34 protein-coding genes and 1 tRNA gene are annotated in these 22068 nt (G+C 50.8%); 20 read left to right on the top strand and 15 right to left on the bottom strand.

Annotation, left to right across the window (positions count from 1 at the left end; translation table 11 throughout):
* From C7W93_RS07195 to C7W93_RS07125, 15 genes are all read right to left on the bottom strand, one after another.
* Entirely contained in the window at positions 1 to 180 is a 180-nt protein-coding gene (locus tag C7W93_RS07195) for a hypothetical protein (protein WP_108439408.1), read from the bottom strand.
* On the bottom strand, positions 180 to 587 hold the full coding sequence (locus tag C7W93_RS07190) for a hypothetical protein (protein WP_108439407.1): 408 nt from the start codon (positions 585 to 587) through the stop codon (positions 180 to 182). The genes C7W93_RS07195 and C7W93_RS07190 overlap by 1 nt, the downstream gene beginning before the upstream one ends.
* Positions 584 to 946, bottom strand: coding sequence for a hypothetical protein (locus C7W93_RS07185; protein ID WP_108439406.1), 363 nt, complete (start codon positions 944 to 946; stop codon positions 584 to 586). The genes C7W93_RS07190 and C7W93_RS07185 overlap by 4 nt, the downstream gene beginning before the upstream one ends.
* On the bottom strand, positions 943 to 1842 hold the full coding sequence (locus tag C7W93_RS07180) for a recombination-associated protein RdgC (protein ID WP_108439405.1): 900 nt from the start codon (positions 1840 to 1842) through the stop codon (positions 943 to 945). The genes C7W93_RS07185 and C7W93_RS07180 overlap by 4 nt, the downstream gene beginning before the upstream one ends.
* 44 nt (positions 1843 to 1886) lie before the next feature.
* Positions 1887 to 2126 (bottom strand): hypothetical protein, encoded by a 240-nt coding sequence (locus tag C7W93_RS07175; RefSeq protein ID WP_108439404.1) that lies wholly within the window; start codon positions 2124 to 2126, stop codon positions 1887 to 1889.
* 23 nt (positions 2127 to 2149) lie between these two features.
* Entirely contained in the window at positions 2150 to 3223 is a 1074-nt protein-coding gene (locus C7W93_RS07170) for a hypothetical protein (protein ID WP_108439403.1), read from the bottom strand.
* 8 nt (positions 3224 to 3231) lie between these two features.
* Entirely contained in the window at positions 3232 to 3945 is a 714-nt protein-coding gene (locus C7W93_RS07165) for a ribonuclease H-like domain-containing protein (protein ID WP_108439402.1), read from the bottom strand.
* Positions 3946 to 3982: 37 nt separating this feature from the next.
* A complete protein-coding gene (locus tag C7W93_RS07160) occupies positions 3983 to 4612 on the bottom strand; it encodes a hypothetical protein (RefSeq protein ID WP_108439401.1) in 630 nt (209 codons plus the stop codon).
* A complete protein-coding gene (locus C7W93_RS07155; protein ID WP_108439400.1) occupies positions 4609 to 5265 on the bottom strand; it encodes an AAA family ATPase in 657 nt (218 codons plus the stop codon). The genes C7W93_RS07160 and C7W93_RS07155 overlap by 4 nt, the downstream gene beginning before the upstream one ends.
* Before the next feature lie 75 nt (positions 5266 to 5340).
* Positions 5341 to 5571: a hypothetical protein gene (locus C7W93_RS07150; RefSeq protein WP_108439399.1), complete on the bottom strand. Its 231-nt coding sequence runs from the start codon at positions 5569 to 5571 to the stop codon at positions 5341 to 5343.
* 82 nt (positions 5572 to 5653) lie between these two features.
* Positions 5654 to 6538 (bottom strand): SUMF1/EgtB/PvdO family nonheme iron enzyme, encoded by an 885-nt coding sequence (locus C7W93_RS07145; protein WP_108439398.1) that lies wholly within the window; start codon positions 6536 to 6538, stop codon positions 5654 to 5656.
* A gap of 101 nt (positions 6539 to 6639) precedes the next feature.
* A complete protein-coding gene (locus tag C7W93_RS07140; protein ID WP_108439397.1) occupies positions 6640 to 7113 on the bottom strand; it encodes an HNH endonuclease signature motif containing protein in 474 nt (157 codons plus the stop codon).
* 90 nt (positions 7114 to 7203) lie between these two features.
* Complete coding sequence (locus tag C7W93_RS07135) at positions 7204 to 7623, bottom strand: hypothetical protein (protein WP_108439396.1); 420 nt, start codon at positions 7621 to 7623, stop codon at positions 7204 to 7206.
* A 200-nt stretch (positions 7624 to 7823) separates the two neighbouring features.
* Positions 7824 to 8294: a hypothetical protein gene (locus C7W93_RS07130; RefSeq protein WP_108439395.1), complete on the bottom strand. Its 471-nt coding sequence runs from the start codon at positions 8292 to 8294 to the stop codon at positions 7824 to 7826.
* 46 nt (positions 8295 to 8340) lie between these two features.
* On the bottom strand, positions 8341 to 9084 hold the full coding sequence (locus tag C7W93_RS07125) for a S24 family peptidase (RefSeq protein WP_108439394.1): 744 nt from the start codon (positions 9082 to 9084) through the stop codon (positions 8341 to 8343).
* A 3-nt stretch (positions 9085 to 9087) separates the two neighbouring features.
* Between C7W93_RS07125 and C7W93_RS24420 the strand changes: the two genes are divergently transcribed.
* The 20 genes from C7W93_RS24420 to C7W93_RS07025 all read left to right on the top strand — a co-directional run bounded on the left by C7W93_RS24420 (position 9088) and on the right by C7W93_RS07025 (position 22027).
* On the top strand, positions 9088 to 9303 hold the full coding sequence (locus C7W93_RS24420; RefSeq protein ID WP_146177531.1) for a hypothetical protein: 216 nt from the start codon (positions 9088 to 9090) through the stop codon (positions 9301 to 9303).
* Between the two features lie 142 nt (positions 9304 to 9445).
* Positions 9446 to 9829: a hypothetical protein gene (locus tag C7W93_RS07120; protein ID WP_108439393.1), complete on the top strand. Its 384-nt coding sequence runs from the start codon at positions 9446 to 9448 to the stop codon at positions 9827 to 9829.
* 4 nt (positions 9830 to 9833) lie between these two features.
* The gene (locus C7W93_RS07115; protein WP_108439392.1) at positions 9834 to 10124 is read left to right on the top strand and encodes a hypothetical protein; all 291 of its coding nucleotides are present in this window, start codon (positions 9834 to 9836) and stop codon (positions 10122 to 10124) included.
* The gene (locus tag C7W93_RS07110; protein ID WP_108439391.1) at positions 10121 to 10639 is read left to right on the top strand and encodes a DUF1367 family protein; all 519 of its coding nucleotides are present in this window, start codon (positions 10121 to 10123) and stop codon (positions 10637 to 10639) included. Before C7W93_RS07115 ends, C7W93_RS07110 begins: the two co-directional genes overlap by 4 nt.
* A complete protein-coding gene (locus tag C7W93_RS07105) occupies positions 10636 to 11886 on the top strand; it encodes a DNA cytosine methyltransferase (RefSeq protein WP_108439390.1) in 1251 nt (416 codons plus the stop codon). Before C7W93_RS07110 ends, C7W93_RS07105 begins: the two co-directional genes overlap by 4 nt.
* Complete coding sequence (locus C7W93_RS07100; protein WP_108439389.1) at positions 11883 to 12512, top strand: recombination protein NinG; 630 nt, start codon at positions 11883 to 11885, stop codon at positions 12510 to 12512. The genes C7W93_RS07105 and C7W93_RS07100 overlap by 4 nt, the downstream gene beginning before the upstream one ends.
* Positions 12509 to 13348 carry a YdaU family protein gene (locus tag C7W93_RS07095; RefSeq protein ID WP_108439388.1) on the top strand — a complete coding sequence of 280 codons (840 nt, stop codon included), beginning with the start codon at positions 12509 to 12511 and terminating at the stop codon, positions 13346 to 13348. Before C7W93_RS07100 ends, C7W93_RS07095 begins: the two co-directional genes overlap by 4 nt.
* Positions 13314 to 14015, top strand: a complete 702-nt coding sequence (locus C7W93_RS07090; protein ID WP_146177530.1) for a hypothetical protein — start codon at positions 13314 to 13316, stop codon at positions 14013 to 14015. Before C7W93_RS07095 ends, C7W93_RS07090 begins: the two co-directional genes overlap by 35 nt.
* Positions 14016 to 14229: 214 nt before the next feature.
* Positions 14230 to 14589, top strand: coding sequence for a hypothetical protein (locus C7W93_RS07080; RefSeq protein WP_108439385.1), 360 nt, complete (start codon positions 14230 to 14232; stop codon positions 14587 to 14589).
* A gap of 166 nt (positions 14590 to 14755) precedes the next feature.
* A complete protein-coding gene (locus tag C7W93_RS07075; RefSeq protein WP_108439384.1) occupies positions 14756 to 15160 on the top strand; it encodes a hypothetical protein in 405 nt (134 codons plus the stop codon).
* 175 nt (positions 15161 to 15335) lie between these two features.
* Positions 15336 to 15411: transfer RNA gene (locus C7W93_RS07070), tRNA-Met, on the top strand.
* Between the two features lie 360 nt (positions 15412 to 15771).
* Complete coding sequence (locus tag C7W93_RS07065; protein WP_225869767.1) at positions 15772 to 16035, top strand: hypothetical protein; 264 nt, start codon at positions 15772 to 15774, stop codon at positions 16033 to 16035.
* 214 nt (positions 16036 to 16249) lie between these two features.
* Complete coding sequence (locus tag C7W93_RS07060) at positions 16250 to 16441, top strand: hypothetical protein (protein WP_108439383.1); 192 nt, start codon at positions 16250 to 16252, stop codon at positions 16439 to 16441.
* Positions 16442 to 16580: 139 nt separating this feature from the next.
* Positions 16581 to 17132: an HGGxSTG domain-containing protein gene (locus C7W93_RS07055; protein WP_146177529.1), complete on the top strand. Its 552-nt coding sequence runs from the start codon at positions 16581 to 16583 to the stop codon at positions 17130 to 17132.
* Complete coding sequence (locus C7W93_RS07050; protein WP_108439381.1) at positions 17116 to 18468, top strand: terminase; 1353 nt, start codon at positions 17116 to 17118, stop codon at positions 18466 to 18468. Before C7W93_RS07055 ends, C7W93_RS07050 begins: the two co-directional genes overlap by 17 nt.
* Before the next feature lies 1 nt (position 18469).
* Positions 18470 to 19939, top strand: coding sequence for a phage portal protein (locus tag C7W93_RS07045; protein ID WP_108439380.1), 1470 nt, complete (start codon positions 18470 to 18472; stop codon positions 19937 to 19939).
* A 205-nt stretch (positions 19940 to 20144) separates the two neighbouring features.
* Positions 20145 to 20942 carry a hypothetical protein gene (locus C7W93_RS07040; protein WP_146177528.1) on the top strand — a complete coding sequence of 266 codons (798 nt, stop codon included), beginning with the start codon at positions 20145 to 20147 and terminating at the stop codon, positions 20940 to 20942.
* A gap of 1 nt (position 20943) precedes the next feature.
* Positions 20944 to 21126, top strand: a complete 183-nt coding sequence (locus tag C7W93_RS07035) for a hypothetical protein (protein WP_108439378.1) — start codon at positions 20944 to 20946, stop codon at positions 21124 to 21126.
* 72 nt (positions 21127 to 21198) lie between these two features.
* On the top strand, positions 21199 to 21459 hold the full coding sequence (locus C7W93_RS07030; RefSeq protein ID WP_108439377.1) for a hypothetical protein: 261 nt from the start codon (positions 21199 to 21201) through the stop codon (positions 21457 to 21459).
* Positions 21452 to 22027 carry a hypothetical protein gene (locus tag C7W93_RS07025; protein ID WP_108439376.1) on the top strand — a complete coding sequence of 192 codons (576 nt, stop codon included), beginning with the start codon at positions 21452 to 21454 and terminating at the stop codon, positions 22025 to 22027. The genes C7W93_RS07030 and C7W93_RS07025 overlap by 8 nt, the downstream gene beginning before the upstream one ends.
* Positions 22028 to 22068: the final 41 nt, after the last annotated feature.

The following is a 22068-nucleotide window of genomic DNA, read 5'->3' as shown; positions in this document are numbered from 1 at the left end:
TCATTCCCCTTTTCCTATTGGCGAGTGGAGCATCCCAGCAAGAAATGCCACCCACTTACGGTGCAAATATTCTTTATCGAATTGCATGTCTGAATTCAATTCAGGCAGCGGATAACCCTTCCATGCCCTGAATTTTTCGAGGGCATATTTATGCTGCGCTTTAGCTGCTTCAATTTTCATCACGCTGTATCCCCCTTGCGCCAAACAACTTCGATAGTCGCAGCATTGATATTTGGATCGAAAGTGTTTTTAGTTGTAGCTATCGCGTCCTCATGCTTTGCTTCTGCGGCTCTCTCATAAGTGCTGTACACAAAGAATCCAGCATTCTCCCCGAGATAAACATTGTGATACGACACGATCAGCGGCAGTGGCTCGGGGAGCGTGTGCAGGTCGAACCCGCTCACAGCGCCGGGGTCATTACATCGCCCCTCTCTTGTTACGCGGTAAGTTTTGGTTTGGGAAAGCCCCTTTATCACAACCACAATTGGGTATTGTGTGAGTCCACAATTGCCCATCCACAAAACTTCGCTTCCATCGCCTGCGCGTTGGCGCTCAAGTGGTGCGGAAATATCGAATACGCGTGTCATGACTGTCCTTTGGTTGATTCAATCTTGTCTAAGCAAGCGTTCCAGCCCGCTGATGCGCCGCGCAGGTAGTCGCTATTTCGGCTATCTGTTGGTTGGCGCTCCGGCAGCTTCCTCGCCTCTACCAGCTGTTCGCGCAGATTGATGCATTCTTTAGTTCTCGCCATTTCGGCAATAATTACCTCTTTGCCGCTTGCGCGAAGGGATGCCATCTGCGCTTCCAGTGATTCGATGCGGGCGATCAATTTTTTTACACCATTTACATTCAAATGCCACTCATCTGGTCGTTCTTCACATATCCGCTTTAATCCGGCAATACCTATTACCGAGTTCGGCTTGATGTCCTTCTGTTCGGTGGTCATGCTGCCGCCTCGCCGCCTAGCGCATCAACCAGATCGCCAAGCAACTTATTCAGCTCGCCAGTCATCATCAAAAATTCACCATCGAATCGCTCAGAGTCATTGCGGTTCGTCGGATCGTTTTCTTCGCGGATAACATCGAGTGGCGCAATACGCTTGATCGTCAAATTTTCTGTCAGCACAAACGAAATCCGGTCCATCCATGTCATCGCCAGGCGAGTGCATTGCTTGCCGCCCGCAATATGTCGGCGCATGTCGTCAGCCTCAAGCGTCATTCGAATATATCGGGCGGTAGCCTTGCCTTCGCCATTGGCGCGCAATTCCGTGTCCTGATCGACGGTAAAGCCGCTTGGTGCCTCGTCTGCGACTAACCAGTCGGTCATTGAGGTCAATGGCGAGTGAACGGTGCGCAAGCTCGACACTTGCAGCTTTTCTACCGATCCCAGCAACAACTTCAAGACTTCTTCTGCCTTGGACGGCGATGACGCATCAACGACTAGCCAGCCGTTCACCGGATCGATCCATACCCATGTTGTGCTGAGTTGACTAAAGGCACGCGGCAGCAATTCGTCGGTAACCTGCTCTTTAATGTCTTTCATCTGCTTGCGACCCGGCGCGAAGCCTTGCTGATCTTCAATTTCGGCAGCACGGTCTTTTGACACCTGATTGATGACTGACATCGGCAGTAACTTCTTTTCGGTACGCAGGCCTATGAGCAATTGCCCGTTGACCGCGTGGACCAGCGCACCGTTATCGCGTGGCGAAATCCAGCCTTGACTCTGCATCTCCAAGCTGCTGCATGGGGCAAATGCTTGCTTGCTGATAGACGCTTCCAGTGCTGCTGCGCTGATTGCCCAAGGGGCGGGAATACGGTACGTTTGCAGATTCTTGAAAAACATGGTGGTCCTTGTTTGATTGAGTAGCGCAACGATTGACTGGCGGCTTACCGTGGCACAAACCGGCGTATGTCAGAGATCAGCATCCCGGTCACTTCGTGGATAACAAGCATCAAGGTGGATCCGACTGCCAAGCGACCATGTCGGATCTTGCTAATGACCGGTGGCGCAACTTTCATCAAGCGAGATAATACGGCATCGTTCTTTACTTTTGCGCGTTCGATAGCGAGGTCGATCAGGTCGTTGTTCGATTGAATTTGCTCGGGTGTTGCGGTAATTTTTAGCATAGTATTTTCTTGTGAGATTTAAATTAATAACTGATTGAGACAGCCGGAATCATATTTTTTGCGATTAATGTCACTGCTAACTTTGCGCATTCGTCCGTCATGCCGCCAGCAACAAATGCAGCAAACGCAGCGATATTTATCTTACGAAGGTGTGCTTTATTGGCCTCGCGCTTAGCGGTGGCATCGGCCTCGGCTTTTACCTCTGCTACAGCGCGGTCCTTTTCATCCTGGACTGCCTTAAGGCGTAACTTCTCAGCTCGATCAGCGGCATCAATCGCGTCCTGTGCTGCCTTTTGCTCAGACTCAACACGACGACGATTAGCAGTTTCCATCTCAAGCTTTAGGGATAATTCGCGACGCTCTCCATCTTCGCGCTCCTGCTTGGACCTTGCCTCGGCATCAGCAATAGCTTTGGCAGCCTTCTTTTGCTGCGCTTCTGCCAATGCCTCTGCCTCTGATCTGGCGCGATCCTCTGCTGCCTTGATTAACGCATCATCACGGTCTTTCTGGGCGCGGGCGGCTGATTCTTTGCGTAGCTTTTCGAGTTCAGCGGCCTCAGTATCAGACTTGATGCGGGCGGCCAACAGCTCGCGGTGTTTGGCGATCGATGCATCTTTGACTTGCGCTGCCTCTGCGATGAACTCTTGCCACTTATCATCAATAACTACAGACTCCAATGTTTCGATATGAAACCTGTATTCACTCGAATTTTTGTCGTGGTGGACTATGCCAAGATGCGCAATCTTTTCTTTGAGTGCACCGATCCGGGCTTCTTCACGCTTTTCAATTGCGTCAAGCGGCACCTGGTGGACGGCGATCATTGCTTCGATGCGGATTCCAATTTCACCAGCCTCTGAGTCAACGGCGCGACCAATGCGCAGCGACTCGCTTTTTGCCTCCTTGCGGGTGCGCTCCAATGCGCCCTTGGTCAGGCGCAGCGTGTTGATATGGCTACGCGCCTCTTTATTTCCTTTTTTGTCCTCGTAGTTAAAAACCAGAGTTGTATTCTTTTTCTCCAACTCGGCAAGTTGTGAATAGAAAGGCTCATATTCTGCGACTGCTGTTTTTGTTGGTGCGTCGATAAGTTCAGTTGTCATGTCAGTCCTTAAAATGGCAAACCATCACATTCAAATATGATTACAGGGGCTGGCAAAAATGTCATACGTCGATGCACATCGCGCGTCATTGATACGTCATCGCAGCAATACTGAGCAACCTCGTCAATGCGTCCAGAGTTGACGTAATCCCATACCATCGATCCGTCAATATCACCTTTACCAGACAGCCCGAGCGCCTTCGCAAGATGGTCAAGCTTGATGCGATCTTTTGTGCCAGACCATCGCGTCATCGTGTCGTAGACTGCATCATCCCAAGGCCGTGCAGCAAATGGAATATGACGCGATGGTGTAACACCTAAGATAACTGCCCGCTGGAAAATAAAGCGTAGGTCAAAGTCGATAACGTTATGACCAATAAACGTGGGGCGAACATTCGGATGCTTTGCACATTCAGCATCAATAAATTCAAATAGCTGCGTTAAAACATAAGCCTCATTTTCATACCAATGAGCGCCAGCGCACAACGCTACTGGGTCAGCATCATCAACTGCCACGCCAATCACGCAAATATGACCGCGAGAACCATCAAATGATGTTCTACGCCATGCGTCCTCAACTGCGCCCGGCTTCTTTTCCTTATTCCATAAGTCAATAGTCTCGGCCTTAGAGATATTTCCGGGAGGAGCAATAGTTGCAGCTATTGCAGCCTTTACCGATGGGTCTTGCGATGGGCATGTTTCGATGTCGATTACAAAGTTCATTTTTATGCGCGGCTGGTTAGGCCGCTCTCCGTGTTAATTAGAATGGGACAGAATCATCAAAGTTATCTGGCGCGCCGGTACCGCCTTGATAGCCCTGCACCGGACGCGCCGATGTTTTCAGCTTGCGCATCGTAGTTAGTTGGCCTACCAATTTTTGAAGAATAGTTGGATCATTTTTTTCAAGTATCTCAGTAGCAACCTGCTCAGATTCTGCATCAAAGAACCCTGCAAACGATGCCTTTTCCGCTACCGATCCGTCCTTCTTTGCATATTCTTCCATTTGCAAAAGGACACCTATAGGCTTGTTTTGCAAGGAAAGGAATACCTCGACATTGTGAGATTGCATGCTGGATGTTGCGCTGTCGTATTCCTCGATAGTAGCTGGCGTTGCATCAATCCCCTTGACGCGCAGGCATGTCATCATTGCCATCAACTGCTTGTATCCATAAATTTGCTCACCGTCCCTGTTGAGCGTCCATACACTTAAATAGTCTGCTGTTTGTCCACCATTAGAGGCAAAAGTAAATTCAATCCCTTTTGTTCCTTTTTGGCTAAGTACCTTTTTTGCTTTTGTGAAAATGCCTATGTACTTTCCACTTTGCGTAATTCTTCCGCCGCCTGTATCAGCCTGCTTTGCCGCGCTCGGGTCAAGGTTATATTCGCTCATTCTGTTACTCCGGTAAGTTCGTAATATTGGGAAATTCGCGCGTCGATTACAGAAAGATCATTCGGGACGCGCTCCGAATCGAATAGGCCGATTGGTGATTTCACCGTATCGTGCCCGTTGTTTCTGGTGCTGAAAAAGTAGTCTTTATCAGTGACAATAGTGCGCAAGACGATAGTAAATAATCCCTCTGGCGTAATCTTTTCGTCTAGCATCTTGCCGATTGTTTTCAGCTTGATGTCGCCCTGATCATTAGTTTGTGTATGGCTCAGCAGATATACTCGAACGTCATCTGCAAGCGTGTTAGCAGCGTTGAATAGCTCCCAAGCATGTTTTGCAATTTCAGTGAACTTGTCATAGCCGCGCTCATCACTTCGGCGCATGAACTCATTTGCCAGAACATATTGGAAGTCGTCAATGATGATTACTTTGCGCTTGGTCTTGCGCATGATCGCTGACATTACGATCCAGTCGTCAGACACAAATATGTTGCCGGTCTTGTTGCTTTCGGTGTTGAAGTAAGACCAGCCCTTAGCCCGGAATGGCAGCGGCTTCTTCACCACCTGGATTAACAGCGTGTCCGCTGGATTTAGATTGCGCAGGCTGGCCGTCTTTCCCGACCCCGATTCGCCCAATATCACCGTTGAAATACTCATCTTCATTTCCTCTTAGCTCTGGTTGATTTTTGTCTTCATTTTCTTGCAATACAAAAACATGCCTTCCCATTTTGCTCATTTCTTCCTCGCGTCAAAATCCATCTTGCAAGCCTTCTCATACGCAACTCGCGCTCCATCGGGCCAACCCTCTGCGTTACAAATGTTGGCCCGCTGCGCCTGAATATCGGACTCGACTTCTGCTGGCGATGGCGCTAAAAAATCAGCGGCACTAGCCCCGATAGCTCCCAACGCACCGATAGCGAGGATTACTGCCAGCGAACCGACGACGTTTTGTAAAATGCTCATGTCAGACTTTTTAGATTGGCTGCGTTATTCGAAGCGGCCACCGCTAACGCAGTGACCACAAACCAGAGATCAGAGACCCGAGCTATTTGGTGCAACGGAAACCGACGTAATCGCCGCCGTAGCCGGGCCAGCCGCAGTCGAGATCGAACGCGCCAGCATAGTCGACCGAGCCCCAGTAGCCGCCCCGGATGAGCGCATTGCCAGACCAATCAGCATCGGCTTTAGGTCGATAGCCCATGCCCTTTTTCTCCGATGGATAGGGGACGGCAGTGATCGATGGGGAGTCGCTTGCAAATGCTTTTGCGATCAGCCCTTGTTCGTTACCTTGCACATCGTCAAACACCCACTGCCATACATTTCCGCTAAGATCACAGATGCGCTCGCCGTTCGAAAGAGTGAGCCAACGCTGTTCATCTGAATTGGTCGGCGTGTAGTTTCCGGGCTGCGCGCTGTTGACGTTGCCCTTACGGATGCCTTGAAACAGTTTTCCTTCGCCGACTTTGCCGCCGGTCCAGTTCGCATCTTGTTGCGAGGCATTGAACGCAATTGCCAGCCATTGGGTTTCGGTGATGAGCTTGTAGCCAGTGGTTTCACATGCGCTCTTTGCGTCGCTGTAGTTGATGCAAACCCACGGGGTAGCATCGGCAAGGATGGACAACTTACCGTCGTCACCCTTAGTCGATACATACTGCCCGACTTGAAACGATGGAACGACGAGGCCATTAGGAAGCTCTGTTTCCGGCACAGTAATGAAGCGGTCATGACTGAGGCCATGACGAAGATTGTGAAGCAGGGCATCGGAGCCCTTGACCAGTTGCCCGCCGTCAGCGACAATAATCAAATGGTCGCCTGATGGCGCTTCCAATTTGGTTAGACCCTCCCATTCGCCAACCACGCGCAAGCCGTGGATCGCATTCACGCCAGCACGCACGGTGAAGGTCTGCTCTTTAGTTAGTACGATGTTCATTCGCCACTCCTTGGTTGAATTGGTGCCGGTCTTCTAATCCCGGCGTGACCTCATTTTTTGACTCTTGGCAGATTGCGAGAGATACAAAAGAGGCTCAAAAATCAATACATTGGGACATGCTTCCAAGTAATGAACTGCCTAACGTCCCTGATGGTTTGTCTATTAACCTTGTATTCCTTTGCTAGTTCTGTATTAGTCAATGCGGACTTGCGAATTGGGTTGATGTCAGATTCTTTTAATCTCGCCATCCCATGCCGCTCGCCGATCAACAAAGACCCAATCCCCGGCGGATACCCACCGCGCCCCTTCTTCGCCATGTCGTGCATATTTTGCTTATGCGTACCAGCAAAAAGGTGATTTGGGTTTATGCACGAAGGCGTATCGCAGTGATGGCAAATACTGAAGCCCTTTGGGATTTCACCCTTGCTCAATCTGTAGGAAAGTCGATGCGCGTAGATCTCTTTTTTGTTTTCTCTGAATCGAACGTATCCGTGCTTATCGCCCTTCATCGTCAAAACAAAGCACCCACTAAACGGGATTGGCTCTGCGATCAACATCAATTCTTCCAAGTTCATAACAAGCTCCGATTCAAAAAATCTTGATACACAGATGCCTTGGCTTGGCACAAAATCAGGTGGAAAACCGATAACCACCGTCGCGTCCTTTCAGCCGATAGGTGGCCTACCCGTGGCTGCGGTTTTTGGTAAAACTGTTTTGGCTATGGACGAGTCAACTGCCCGGCGCAGATCCGCGCCATTGCCGATCAACACGTTTTCAAGCGAGTAGAACTGGACGTCACCACATACGTTGACGAAATGAACCTTGCGCGGGATTGTCAATAAATTTGCTTCGAGCCAATCAAGTCGGATTGAATCTTTTTGGTTGCGTACTAGGCGCAGTTGTTCGCTGTAATGGGTCAGCGCTTTGTCAATGTCTGGATTGCTCATTTTCAGTTCCACGCCATGGCGCTCGAAGTGGTTAGTCTTAAACATCTCTTCGGCAGCAGCGGCCCGTTTAGCGGCGATCAGATCAGGGATGGAGAACCCTTTGATTTCTTCCGATGCTTGCGTGGTGGTCGTTGTCATCTTCTGCTCCGTGTGTTTGCTTGTTCGATGGAGTAATAATATCCCGTATATGGGATTTAAACAACCCAAATATGGGATTTATAATTGATGTTAATTAGATTCAATTTGCATATAGAAATGCAAAAGTCATATTGATTTTGAATAAGCGAACTATGGACGAAAAAAAACCGCCGAAGCGGTTTGGATGATTCTATTGTTGCTTATTGATTGTTATGCCGACTTGCAGAATAACGAACCAGCTGCCCTCTTTGAGCATCTTGCATGATTGCCCAAATAACCGACCCTTCCGCATTTCTTAAAGTTTCCGTATTTATGAGTTGCCCTCCGTAATACTGCTTTGATTTTACAAAGTCGCATGGAGTTTTGCATGAATGCACATTTCTCGATTGTCCAGCACCGAGCTGGACACTAAAGACACCATCTTTCTCTCCGAGATACCTTGCCATCATAACGGCATTTGTTCTAACGCCATTTTTTTGATCGTTTTCACTTATTGCGCGCTCATAGCCATACTCCCCATCCTCCTCGATAGAGTAATAGTGCGTGGGCGTAACTGGCTTCTCCGGTTCTTTAGATGAAATTTCTTTCTCGGGTACGAACTTATCCGAGGACTCTTCCTTGGAACAACCAAGGACGGCCAATAAAAACAGTATTGCAAATCCTTTTTTCATTATTATTAGCTCCCTATCGACAAATCAGCGTGCCGTTGCGCCTTAATTAAAACCGCTTAAAATTCCATGCCGCCAAAACTCGCCCAGAGATAATTAAATCATCCGTAGCCCAATCGGCATCGTATAGCTTGTTGTCGGAAATGATCTTTAGTCTTTTCTCGTCATGCTTGGCTTGTAACCGCTTTATTTGCAACCTACCTTGCCAGACAATTGCATAGAGTCCATCACCCGCAAAATGACGCGTCCCAGTGTCAACGAAAACAACACTTCCATCCTCAATGGTCCCAGACATTGAATCACCAATTCCTGGAACAATTTTTATCTGCGAAAAATTAGCGTGCAATGTGCCGCGCGCCCAATCTTCGTTGACCTCTACGTATTGCAGGATTTCTGGATTGTCGGCAGGAGCTAGGTTTCCACCCATTCCATGAGGTGCATCGACAAGCGGAAACCGCACATAGCCTAGCTTAGATTTTTCTGTTTGGCCTAAATTTTCGGCATACGTAGAGAGGAGGGAGGCCGCGCTAACCCCAAACGCGTCAGCAATCGCCTCAACCTTATCTAGCGTTGTCGATACTTCACCCTTCTTTACGCGGTCAACGGTACCCCGACCAACGCCGGATTTCTTCGATAGTTGGTCAATCGTTCTCAGCCCCTGACTGCCTTCCATCAGACGCGTTAAATTCGTGGCAAGTACGTTGATTAATTTTCTATTTTTCATAGCGTTACTTTGCCGCAAATAAAATCCCGTATGTGGGTTGTTAATATCCCATAAATGGGTTATTCTCATTTCATGACCTCACACCATGAAACCAGACTCGATTTTGTAGTCCGCCACCTGCGCGCCGCCATGCCAAAACAATGGGGGGAGATCGCAGAGAAATCAGGCGTCCCTGAAAAGACGATCTACAAAATTGCCTATCGGGAAACCAAGGACCCGCGTAGTAGCACCCTGGATGCGCTGCATGCTTATTTCGTGGCTGAAGACAAGAAAAAATCCAAACCATGAATTTGCCCCAATCCACAGCTTTAGCCTTTGCAGCGGTCGTATCGATTATTTGCATTGTTCTAGCCGCTCATTAAATTCGCGCCGTCGAGATTCGACGGTTTTATTTTGCCGGTTTTTGTACCGGAAACTACAGGAAACAATCATGTCGATAGCCGCCAGTACCCAAATGACCCTTGATTTTCAGCCCGGCTTAACCGAGCGGTTCACTGGTGTGCTGGATTGCATCCGTCAGGGCGCATACACCCACCGCAACCCGCTCAAGACCATTGCGGCCGACATGGATATGAGTCAGTCCGATTTGTCGCGGAAGCTGTCGGGAAGCCTTGATGATCCACGCCGTATGTCAGTTGAGGATCTGGAAAAGTATCTGGTAGCGACGGGCGATGTGACGCCTATCTATTACTTAGTAGAGAAATATCTTTCTGATGATGAGGCTAAACAACGTCGCGCTATGGGTGAGTTGGCAAAGCAATTGCCAGCAATTCTCGCTCTGATTAAATCAGCATCGGCACAGGCTCAAGGGTGACATTATGAAAATCGATCAGCAGATCAGCGCAATCGAATGCTTCCACGGTCGCGTGCAGTCCGATAAGGCTCGCCAGCACCTTTTAATTCTATCCAAGATGCGCCTTGGTTGCGCCTACACCGGGCAAGAACTTAGCCACATGACCGACCTGACACCGAACATCATCAGCGCCCGGTTATTCGAATTGCGCGCCTTGATGCAAGTCGAGCGTTTAGCTGATCGCCGCGCTTGCCCGCACTCTGGCGTATCGGTATTCGCTCATCGCAAGCTACCGCAACAAATGGTGCTGGTATGACCCAAGCCATGATCATGCGTGATCGCAGTGTCGAGTTATCGTCGGCCGAGCGCGAGGCCGCTACCAAAGCATTGGAAAAGGGTGTTCGCGGTATCGATGAAAAGAATCATAAAAGCTGGTGCCGGTTTTTGCGCGAACTGTTTTCGTTGGAAGACGGCGAAATTGCAGAGATCGGCACGCGCATGCCGCGCAGCGGACCGTATCACCGGTTTCACATGGCGATGGAGCAAGCCGTATTCAACGGTCAAGAGCGCTTCAATGATTTCGAGCAGTTCCGTAACTGGATAAAGATCGGCGCAGGTCATGTCACGTGGGTGCCGGGCGCGAAGGGCGGCATTGTTCCGCTGCCTAAATCAATCAGTTACGCAAAGTTGGAAGAAGGCGAAATGCGCGACCTCCATACCGCCATGCTTGGATTTCTCCACGGACAGCATGCGGCGCCATATCTCTGGAAGCATCTGGACGCCGAAGAAGCGGGCCGGATGATGGCAAGCATCTTGGATGGTTTCGCATGACCGCCTACTACAACGAAATTGACCCTTATGCAGCCAAATGGCTGCGCAACCTAATTGCAGCTGGTCACATTGCGCCCGGTGACGTAGATGAACGGAGTATTGAAGATGTTAGACCAGACGACCTACGCGGATACATCCAATGCCACTTTTTCGCTGGAATTGGAGTTTGGTCCCATGCTTTACGTCGCGCAGGATGGGCAGATTCGCGACCAGTCTGGACAGGTAGTTGTCCGTGCCAGCCTTTCAGCGCGGCAGGTAAAGGAATTGGATTTGCTGACGAGCGGCACCTTTGGCCTGCTTGGAACCACCTCATCAGCGAGTGCGATCCTCCAATCGTCTTTGGAGAGCAAGTTGCGAGTAAAGATGCAGACGCTTGGGTCGACCTTGTACACACTGACATGGAAGCCTTGGGTTACGCCTTCGGGGCGGTCCCGTTTCCGTCTGCGGGCATCGGTGCCCCGCACATCAGAGACAGGAACTATTGGGTGGCCCACGCCAACATGCAACGTCAACAATCAGCCAGAAACAGAAAGAGGGCTGCAAACGTTGGCGGGGCAAGCAAGTATTTCGGGCTGGATCACTCCAACGGTACGGGATTGGAAAGATACGCCGGGGATGACAGCGCAGCGAGACGGCCGGGATCGCGTCGATCAATTGCCCAGGCAAGCGTATCTGGCGGGCTGGCCGACATGCACGGTAACCGATTCATCGAGGGGAGTAAAAGACGCGAGACCCTGGGATACGGGCAAGCCGTTGAATCAGATCGTGGCGCTAGCCGGTTGGCCGACGCCATCGAAAGCCAACGGGGACGGCGGCCAAACGATGACGCATTGCAGTCCATCGGGGCGGAGATTGGACGGAACAAAATCACAGGTGACACTGAACGGAATAGTCAACTTAGCGGGATGGCCGACGCCAATGGCCGGAACGCCAGCACAGAAGGGGTACAACGCGTCAGCCAGCACGGATGGGGGCAGGAAAACGGCGGCGCTTTGCGGGGCGAACTTAGTGGGATCGGGAGTGACAACATCACCCGAATGGAGCGGCCCGGCCCGACGAACGGTTACTGGCGAGATGTTGACTGGCTTGGATGCCGGGATGGAAAGTGGCGGCCAGTTGAACCCAGCACATTCCCGCTGGCTCATGGGGCTGCCTCAAGAGTGGGACGACTGCGCGCCTACGGAAACGCTATCAATGCTGAAGCGGCAAAAACTTTTATTGAATCAGCCATGACGGTGCTTGCATGATTCGTTCAACATTTAAGCCAAAAGCCATATCTGGCGTATTGCGCACTGCCAAGCCCAGGTCTGGTGGGTCGACATTGGTAGCAAAACCAAAGACCCGTAAGTGTGCCATCTGCAAAACATCATTTGTTAAACGCACGATGGCGCACGTTGTCTGTTCGCCTCCATGTGCAGTTGCGAATAATCGATTGAAGGCCGCCAAGGCAGATCGCAAGATCACTGCCGCACGCAAACTGGCGATTAAACCGCGCGCTAAATGGATGGCAGAGGCGCAAGCCGCTTTCAATGCATTCATTCGTCAGCGCGACATTAATCAACTGTGCATTTCAAGCGGTCGCCCATTGCCGTCACAAGCAGCTGGTGGCGGATTTGATGCCGGTCATTACAGAAGCATTGGAAGCGCACCACATCTGCGATTTGATGAGCGCAACGTACATGGCCAGTCAAAACAGGATAACCGCTATCTAGCCGGCAATGCCGTCGATTACCGTATCGGGCTAATCGCAAGAATCGGTATTGCTGCAGTCGAGGAGTTAGAGGCCGACAACGCATTTCGTAAATGGTCTATCGATGATCTGACTGCGATCAAGGCTAAATACAAGAACAAGTTGAAGGAATTGGTCCCATGAATTTTTATCCTCATCATATTGGCGATTTCAATAATGCTACGCGGCACTTAACGCGTATCGAGCGCAGCATTTACCGCGATATGCTGGATATGTATTACGACACAGAGATTCCTCTGCCAATAGATTTCAACGCGCTGTGCAGAAAACTGCTTGCTAAATCCAACGAAGAGTCAACGGCTGTTGAACAGGTGTTGAACGAGTTCTTTACGAAAACAGTACAGGGCTGGCATCACAATCGGTGCGAAGAAGAAATTCTTGCGTTCCGCGCAAACATTACTGCGAAATCATCTGCTGGCAAGGCAAGTGCTGCAAAACGCGAGCTAGAAAGGCTAAAACGCATCGCAGAACTCAACGACAGTTCAGCAGCCGTTCAACAGCCGTTGGATTCTGTTGAAAATTCGTTGGTAACTCCGTTCAACCAACCAGAACCAGAACCAATAACCAATAACCAAGAACCAATAAAAGCAAATACGCCGCAAGCGGCTATTCCGGCTTCGCCGAAGAAATCGCGCAAGTCGCCAAAAATTCCTTTGCCTGAGGACTTCAAGGTTTCCGATGCTGTAATCGCTTGGGCCAACAAAAACGGAGTTCAAAACCTTGATCGCCATTTCGATTCGTTCATCGTCAAGGTCAGGGCGAATGGATACGTCTATGCCAACTGGGATGCAGCCTTACAAAACGCGATAAGCGACGACTGGGCCAAGCTGAGTAACCAGCCGCGGGGATCGCCCCAAACCTACGAATCAGCCAAAGACCGCAGCCGCCGTGAGGCATCCGAACAATTGACTGGACGAAAACAAAATGAGCAACGTCACGACATTATCGACATCAACTAACGCAGCGCCGATTACTTGGGTTGAGAGCCTGTTTGCTCGGATGCAGGGCATGTACGGCAATAAATTTCTGGACATGTGGCGCGACACTGACCCGGCAATGGTTAAGGCGCTCTGGGCTGCTGAGATGGGGAAATTGACCAACGATGAGTTGCGGCGTGGATTTTCGGCGCTGATGGCGCAAGAGTGGCCGCCATCACTTCCGCAGTACATCAAGCTTTGCAAGCCCTCGGTTGATTCGATGGTGGCTTACTACGAAGCCGTAGCGGGGGTACAGGCTCGCGCAAAGGGTGATCCGGGGGTGTGGTCACACCCAGCCATTTACTGGGCCTCTGTGCCACTTTCCTTCGATTTGGGAAGTCTACCATTTTCGCAGATCAAAACGCGATGGGAGAGGGCGCTTAGCGAACAGATGGACAAGGGCGAGTGGGAGGCCATTCCGCAACCCAAACTTGCACTGTCGGACATCGGCAAGACGATGCTTTCCAGGGAAAAGGCGGGGCAGTTGATGCAGGAATACAAGGCATCTGATGTCGTCAAAACACCACGAAGCGGAGTTGACCATTTGGCATGGGCAAAGATCATCACCCAGCGCGAAAAGAGTAAGGATAAATCGCTATCCATGATTCAAATTCGATTAGCAAAAGAGGCGCTTGGGTTGGCCACATGAAATGCCTTCACTGCGCTCACATCGACATGAAAGCCAGCGCCCAGCACACCAAGGTCGGCATGGCGCCATGCAAGACGCAAAAATTGTCGGGTGTGTTTGAAAGTTTGATGTTTGAGAGGAATTGCAGCAAATACGAAAGAGCGGAAGAAAAGATCGTTCTTGCGCGGGTTAAGTGGGTAGGTAGAAGTTCGAAACCAAACCAAGGAGGGGAATAATGCCCATCAAAAATAAACATAGTTATTCGCCCTCAGGCGTCATTGCCCATATGCGCGAGAGCAATGGAGTTCGCTACACATGCAGCGATATTGCCGCAACGTTTCGCGTTCCATCGGCAGATATGCGCATGATGCTGATGGAGTTGGCACAATCAGATGCGATTGAAATGGCAGTAGTAGGTCGCAACAAAGTTTATTTCATCCGGACGGCAGCCGAAAAATCGGCGCTTAGCAATATGGTTCAGACGCAGTACACGACAAAGGTTTATGCGCAGCACGGGGCAGCGTGGGACGCGGTGAGGGCGCGCATTGCCGATTCTAGGGCTATTCAGTCGTTGCATATGGAGCGGCCGGAATGACGAATCGCGGCGATTACCGCGATCCTCTTTTGATACTGCTTGAGCGTGAGAGTGTCACATGCAAGGGTTGCATCCACATCAAAGTCGCCTGGGATAAAAAGTTTTGCGGCAAAGGCAAGCAGTACGGGCAGAAGTGTAAAAATTACGTTGAACAGGGGAAGTTACGATGACCGATAAAGAATTGAACGCATATTGCGAGGCATGGGTAAACTGGTGCTACACTCGGCGATTTTATCTACAGCCCGGCGCGCAAAACATTCTGGCCCGCATGTTGCCCAGTAAAACCGGCGCTCCGCCTAACGCACGCAATGATCCGGACATGCAATTTTTTAATATGGCGATCCATGCGATGGCGGATATGCCGAAGCATGCCAACGGGTTCGCATGTTTCAAAATAACTTACATCGAGCAGCCAGACAGCATTAAGCGAGCTGCCGCAAATCTTGAGATTGATCGCTCAACCTTTTATCGACGCGCAAATGCATTTGCAAAAAAAGCGTATTCAATGCGTGGCAGCCTAAAGGCGGCGCACCATGCAATGGCAGAATGCGATTTAGTGGATGCAGATTAGTGTTGCAAAAAAACGCGACATAATAATTCATTTTGACCGCGACACTTTGCCCTAAAATAGGCACTTATTAGATAGTCTGAATAACTGTCTGAAGCGTTTTGCTACTTACAAGATATGTCTGAGTGATTCAAAGCCTTGCCTTAATCGGTGAGGCTTTTTGCATTTAAGTTTCAATCGCAGAGTAGAGAAGTGGTCATCTCGCCAGGCTCATAACCTGGAGGTCGTTGGTTCAAATCCAGCCTTTGCAACCATCTTTACATCTGAAGGCCGGGCTTATCGCGGATGGGGCCATAAGGCAGCGAGTAGCTTGACACTGGCGAGGTCTTAATCGGGTCAATTAGCCTATAAACCACGGAAGCAACAAGACATGCCAACAGCTGGCGAGCGGACATAGCCTAGGCCGCGACGAAGAAGCCAGCAAGATACGCCGAGCATGGAGCAACCTACAGACATAAAGCTTAATGTCGCCGGACGCTGTAACCGGCAACTATTCAAAGCCTCGCCTTCAACGGTGGGGCTTTTTGCTTTGTTCCGAGAGAGTGCCGGCGAGGCTGGCTAAGAGCGCACAGTGCTGCGACTGCTTGCGCGGAACACCCCAAAGGAGAAATACAATGAGTAAGATGCGCGCAAAAATGCAGGTAGGTTTCATTCAGGAGCACTTCTGGGGTCCTGAAAAGAGCAAGTCACAAGAAACCCTGACTATGCACGCTGTTGCCGCTTCAAAGTATCCGGAGGATGGTAGTGATGAGGACAATACGTTCGCGAAGTTCTCCCCAGGCGCAAACCTTTCCATCAACATCGCTAATCCAGCACTGTTCGGCCAGTTCAAGGTCGGCGAGAAATACTACGTTGATTTCACTGCGGCGCCTGATTAACGATTACTAAATGTCGAAAGGAGGTGATCCAATCGATAACTACAGTATCTTCTGCGCCGCTACCGCGCTTCGCCCTGACTCTTGATTGAGTTCAGGGCATTTTTATTTAAGGGCTTGCCATGCACTTAATGACCATGATGTTGATTATGTTCGGTAGAGGCATGAGTAAGCCAACCAAAGCGCCGAAGGTATCGCGCAACTGGCCGTATTAGTCATGGAAGTCTCGATCAAGATCAAGGTTGAAGTAAGTATCGCTTGGTGGTTCAAGCCTTACATGTACGGCGTACTCGCCATGTGCGCTATTACTGGTCGCGAACCAGATGAAGCCAAAGTAACGGCGTGGTGCATGAAGGCAGTACGCGCCAAGATCAATGGCAAGAGAATCAACGCTCATCGAGAATCGTAATTGCGTCACGCCAGCGCGGCCCTAGTGGCGTGTAACGACCGCACCGAGGACGAACAAAAGCTGATCCTTTCCCGCTTCGGCGGTTTCCAATCGGCGCGGGCCAAGGAAATTTAAAAAACGAACCCTATGGAAGACTCACATGGCAGATACATGTGGGGCGAAGACTCGCAGTGGCGGGGAGTGTAAAAAAGCCCCGTTAAAAGGAAAGTCGCGCTGCAGGTTGCACGGCGGTTTGAGTACCGGAAATCCTTCGGCAAAGGGCAATCAGAGCGCCATCAAACATGGCTTTTACTCTGATGCTTTGCTGGACGATGCTGAGCGCGATCTTTATGCGCGCGCTGAGATTGGCAGTATTGATGACGAAATCAGGCTGGCGAAGGTTAAGTTATTCCGCTATGTGAAGGCATCTGACAACGTTAGTTTGTTGGAAATGGTTGATGGTGCGCTTGAAGTCATCCGTAAGCAGGGCGAGGACATGCAAGGCGTGCCGTATGACAAGCGCGAATTGAAAGCCGCCGCACCGAACTATGCCGATCTCATTATCCGCACGCTCGATCTGATCCGGAAACTAGAAGTTGCCCGCGTTCAAATTCGCGCAGCCAAAGGTCAAGGCAATGAAGACGACAGTCTAACTAGAGAAGACACATTTATTTCGCCGGACGAGCCGATCCCAGATGAACCAATCCTCTGATGCGATCCAGCTTACCCGGAAGCAGGCCAATATTTACGCATGGGGCTGGCAGCCGAAAGCCCGGTTTCGTGATGCTGTATGCGGACGCCGGTTCGGCAAGACATTTTTAGGCGCGAAGGAAATGCGCCGGGCTGCCAAGTTGGCGGCTCGCTGGAATGTTTCGCCTGATGACGAGATTTGGTATGCAGCACCCACATTTAAACAAGCCAAGCGCGTTTTCTGGCGCAGATTAAAGCGCTCCATCCCGCGATCATGGATGGATGGTAGGCCGAACGAATCAGAATGCTACATCCTGCTAAAAACAGGGCACATCATCCGTATTGTCGGGCTGGACAGTTACGACAATCTGCGCGGATCTGGGCTGTTCTTTGCGTTGGTCGATGAATGGGCTGATTGTCCATACGAGGCATGGGACGAAGTTTTGCGCCCGATGCTCTCGACCTGCAAATACACGATTGACGGCGTTCAGTATGTTGGCGGCCATGCCTTGCGCATTGGTACGCCAAAGGGTTTTAACCACTGCTACACCACGTATTGCGATGGTCAACCAGGTGGTGAGCCGGACCACAAGAGTTGGCTATACACGACTCTTGATGGTGGCAATGTACCGCAGACGGAGATTGACGCAGCGATGCGTAAGCTGGATCCGCGCACGTTTCGGCAAGAGTATCAAGGCAGCTTCGAGAACTATTCAGGCCGCGTGCATTACGGCTTTGACCGACGCACCAGCGTCAAGGCGTGCCCATACGATGCGAAGCTCCCGATACACATCGGAATGGACTTCAACATCAATCCGATGAGCGCCACGATCTTCCAAGAGCGTCTGGACGGTGAAATCTGGCAGGTCGGTGAAATCACGATCATGACCAGCAACACCGATGAGATGGCGGACGAAATCGCATTGCGCTACGGGAAAGTCGGATTTGATCCAACCAAGCCGAATCTTGATCACATCACTGTGTACCCGGATCCGGCTGGCGCGCAACGCAGAACTAGCGCTCAGGGCAAAACCGACATCAGCATCCTGCGCGGCCACGGCTTCAAGGTGATCGCGATGGAGTCCCACCCACTGGTGCGCGACCGAATTAACCTGGTGAATGCAAAGATTCAAGATGCTACCGGCAAGCGCACGCTGTTCGTTGACCCGAGCTGTACCGAGTCGATCAAATGCTACGAGCAGCTTTGCTACAAGCAAGACAAAAACAAGAAAAGCACGAATCAGCCTGATAAAGAGATGGGCATGGATCACTTGCCTGACGCGACTGGCTATTACATTTACACGAAATTTGCATACTTACCCGCAAAACGGGTGCAAACCACACATATGAGTCGATAACGTGCCATTTAAAACGCTTCAATCTGCCTACCCGAAAGACGATGACTTGCCGCTACGTGCATTCCGTCTATCGGCATTGCGGCGCGTGATTGACGGCACGCTGTATGACGAGTTACCGCACCCATTCCACACTGAAAAGTCGGACGCCGGGGAATACGTGCCGCTGCGTGACCGCCGTCCATCGGTTCGGTATGCGTTGTGCCGCCTTGTAGTCGATGACTCAGTATCGATGCTGTTCTCGGAAGGGCATTTCCCCGGCGTTGATTGTGAGGATGAGGCGACTAAGGATGCGCTGGTACAGGTCATCAAAGAATCAGCTTTGAATGAAGTGATGATTGATGCGGCAACGCGTGGCAGTGTTGGCAGCGTGGCGGTCATGTTCCGTGTGATTGAGGGGCGCGTTTTCTTTGAAGTAATGGAAACCGAGTACCTGACGCCAACATGGAACCCGAAGGCACCAGACAAGCTGCTGATGGTCACGGAGCGCTACAAGGTCAAAGGTAAGACGTTGGCCGCCGCTGGCTATCCAATCAATGGCGATGACCTGCAAACTGATTATTGGTTTCAGCGCATATGGGATGCAAGCGCGGAAACGTGGTTTGTCCCTCAGAAAATTACGGAAGCGAAAGCGCCGTCAGTCGATACAGGCAGAACTGTTACTCACCCGCTCGGATTCGTGCCGGTGGTCTGGGTGCGTAATCTGCCCGGCGGCGACAAGATCGATGGTGCATGTACGTATCCGCCCGAGGCCATTGATGCCAATATCGAAATCGATTACCTGCTTTCGCAGGGTGGGCGCGGGTTGAAGTACTCGGCTGATCCTACGCTGCTTATCAAGGAGCCTGCTACTGGTAGTGATGGCTCAATGATTCGCGGTGCTGGCAATGCGATTACCGTCGGCCCAGATGGCGATGCCAAGATGCTCGAAATCAACGGCACTGCTACGCAAGCGCTAATGGACTATGTGCGCATGGTCCGCGAGCTTGCGCTGGAGTCTGCGCACGGCAACCGCGCCAATGCGGACAAGATCAGTGCGGCGCAGTCGGGCAGAGCGCAGGAGATGTTGAATCAGTCGCTTATTTGGCTGGCCGACAAGTTGCGCATTAGCTACGGCGAAGGTGCGCTGTTATCGCTGCTGACCATGGTCGTGACCGCATCGGAAAAGATCTCGCTGACGTTTAAGGACGGAAGTAAAGCCGGGAAGCTAGCGAAAGACAAGACTCTCGCGTTACGTTGGCCTGCGTGGTATGCAGCGACCGCATCTGATCGTCAAAGCGAAGCAACTACGCTGAACACCCTGAAGAATGCCGGTGTTATCAGTCAGGAAACAGCAGTTAAGACAATTGCACCTGAATACGACATTGAAGATCCCGCCGCAGAGATCGTGCGCATCGGGCAGGACCGCACCACAGAACTCGAATTGCTAGCCGCGACTACCGCAGCCACCAGCCAAGTAAAGGTACAGGAATAACATGGCAACATATAATTTAGTCGCTGGGGCGCTAGCAGTATCGCAGCCTATTGCATCGGGCCTGACTTCGATAAATATCAGCAACGCAGGCGCAGGTTTTATTGCTGTTGCGTTCGGTCAAGCTGGCGTGTTAGCGGTCGATGCAGACCATAGAATCGATCCAGCATCATCGGTTACATTGCCAGTGCCTTTAGGTGTGGCGGCAATGTCGGTAATTTCTGTTGGGCGAGGGCAAAACTGCCCTGTGATTGTCACAGAATTGCCGATTGATCCGAGGGCACCAACGGCAGCATCGTTTAATAAATCAGGCGATAGTATGACTGGCCCGCTGTTGCAGGCCGATGGCACAACCAGCGCTCCAAGCTATTCATTCTCCAATAGCCCGTCCACCGGCATAGTTAATTCTGCTGGAACGCTAGTTCTCACATCGCAGAGTAATTTTGTTGACCAACGCAATGGCGCGACGGCACAAGGTTTGCGGGTATCTAATACATGGACCGATGCTAGCAATAATGAATATGGCGTAAATGCTTGGATCGCCAATGTATACACAATCGGAACGCAAAATGCGGGAACTGGTGTTGCTCGTTCCGTTAGCTTTGTTTGTGCGGCTGTAGCCGGTTATACCTGGGGGGTCGGCGGTGCCAATAAACTTGTCTTAGGAACGACTGCATTAGCGCCATCTTCTAATGCAGGCTTAGACCTTGGATTTACAAATTTAGGATGGAAGCGATTCTATCTGGATGCATCGATCATAACTGTACCGGGCAATGCCACACTCAACAAAACAGCAGGACGCGTGGTCATGGCTGCGGGCACAAATTCAATTACCGTAACCAGTAATGTGATTACCGCAAATTCCATAATCACAGCCAGTCTTGCCACTAATGACGTAACCTGCAATGTAAAAAGCATTGTTGCGGCAGCGGGTAGTTTCACAATAAATTCGGCTGCAAATGCAACCGCCGATACGTCAATTAACTTTATTACAGTGAGTATTTAAAATGGACTTCACCGTATCAATCACCGACGCCCGCAAACTAGCTGGTATCACCGCCGCACGAAATGCCTATAACGCTGCAAATGCCATGGTCGATGGCTTCATACCACTAGGCACTGATCAAGAATATGTCCAATTCGTGATGGATGGCGCTTCAGAGTCTTACGCTGACCAGTATAAGGTTTAACTATCCCGCCGGTCGATCCGGCAAACCGCAGCACACGACCGCCTGATGGCGGTTTTTACTTTGGAGAGCCAGATGGCTGATACAGAAACGATTAGTACCCTCGCAGTAAAAATTCGCCAGAATTTGAAAGGGCAAGCGGCGATTGTGATTATCCAGCACCACAACGGCAGCATCAGCATGGTGGCTGACGGATGCAATCACGCGCAGGCAAATAGCATGCTGTCGCTTGGGATTCATTTGAATCTGAAGCAGCATGACGAACAAGTTTTGGCCGGAGCTGCAGGGCAGGACGCACAGACATTAGCGCAAGAAATCGAGGTGTTGAATGCTTAAGATTTCTAAGTTGTTCCACCTTCTGATGGTGCGCAATTTGATGATGTTCGTTGATGATCCTGATGGTGGCGTTGTGGGGCCGCCAAAAAATGCCCCCGCTTCGCCTGAAACTTTCTCCCGTGAATACGTGGGCGAGTTGCGAAACGAGAACAAGACCTACCGGTTGAAGGCTCAGGCACTGGAGGCAGAAAATCAGGCCGCATCAGATGCACTGGCAAAAGCGGGAACCGAGGCAGATGCCAAGGTAGCAGCAGCCACGCAGGTAGCCAATGATCGCATCCTTCGCGCCGAACTGAAGACTGTAGCGCTCAAGGCTGGAATGATCGATCTGGACGGTTTGAAATTGGCCGATCTATCGCTAGTCAAGTTAAATGACGCGGGCGATGTCGAAGGCGCTGATGCGCTAATGGCCTCACTCAAGGAATCGAAGCCTTACCTGTTTCAGTCGTCTAGTACCACGACGCAGACACAAACAGCCCCGAACAAGAAGGATCCGGAAACTGTTGATGTTCGCAAGATGACAAAAGAAGAATACGCCGCGCACAAGAAATCATTTGCCGGCAAGTAGCAACACCGTTTTACCCGTATCGCGGACTGACTCCGAGGCGG

Origin of the sequence: Glaciimonas sp. PCH181 (genome assembly GCF_003056055.1) — a bacterium.
GTDB lineage: Bacteria > Pseudomonadota > Gammaproteobacteria > Burkholderiales > Burkholderiaceae_D > Glaciimonas.
This window is presented reverse-complemented; position numbering and strand designations above follow the sequence as displayed.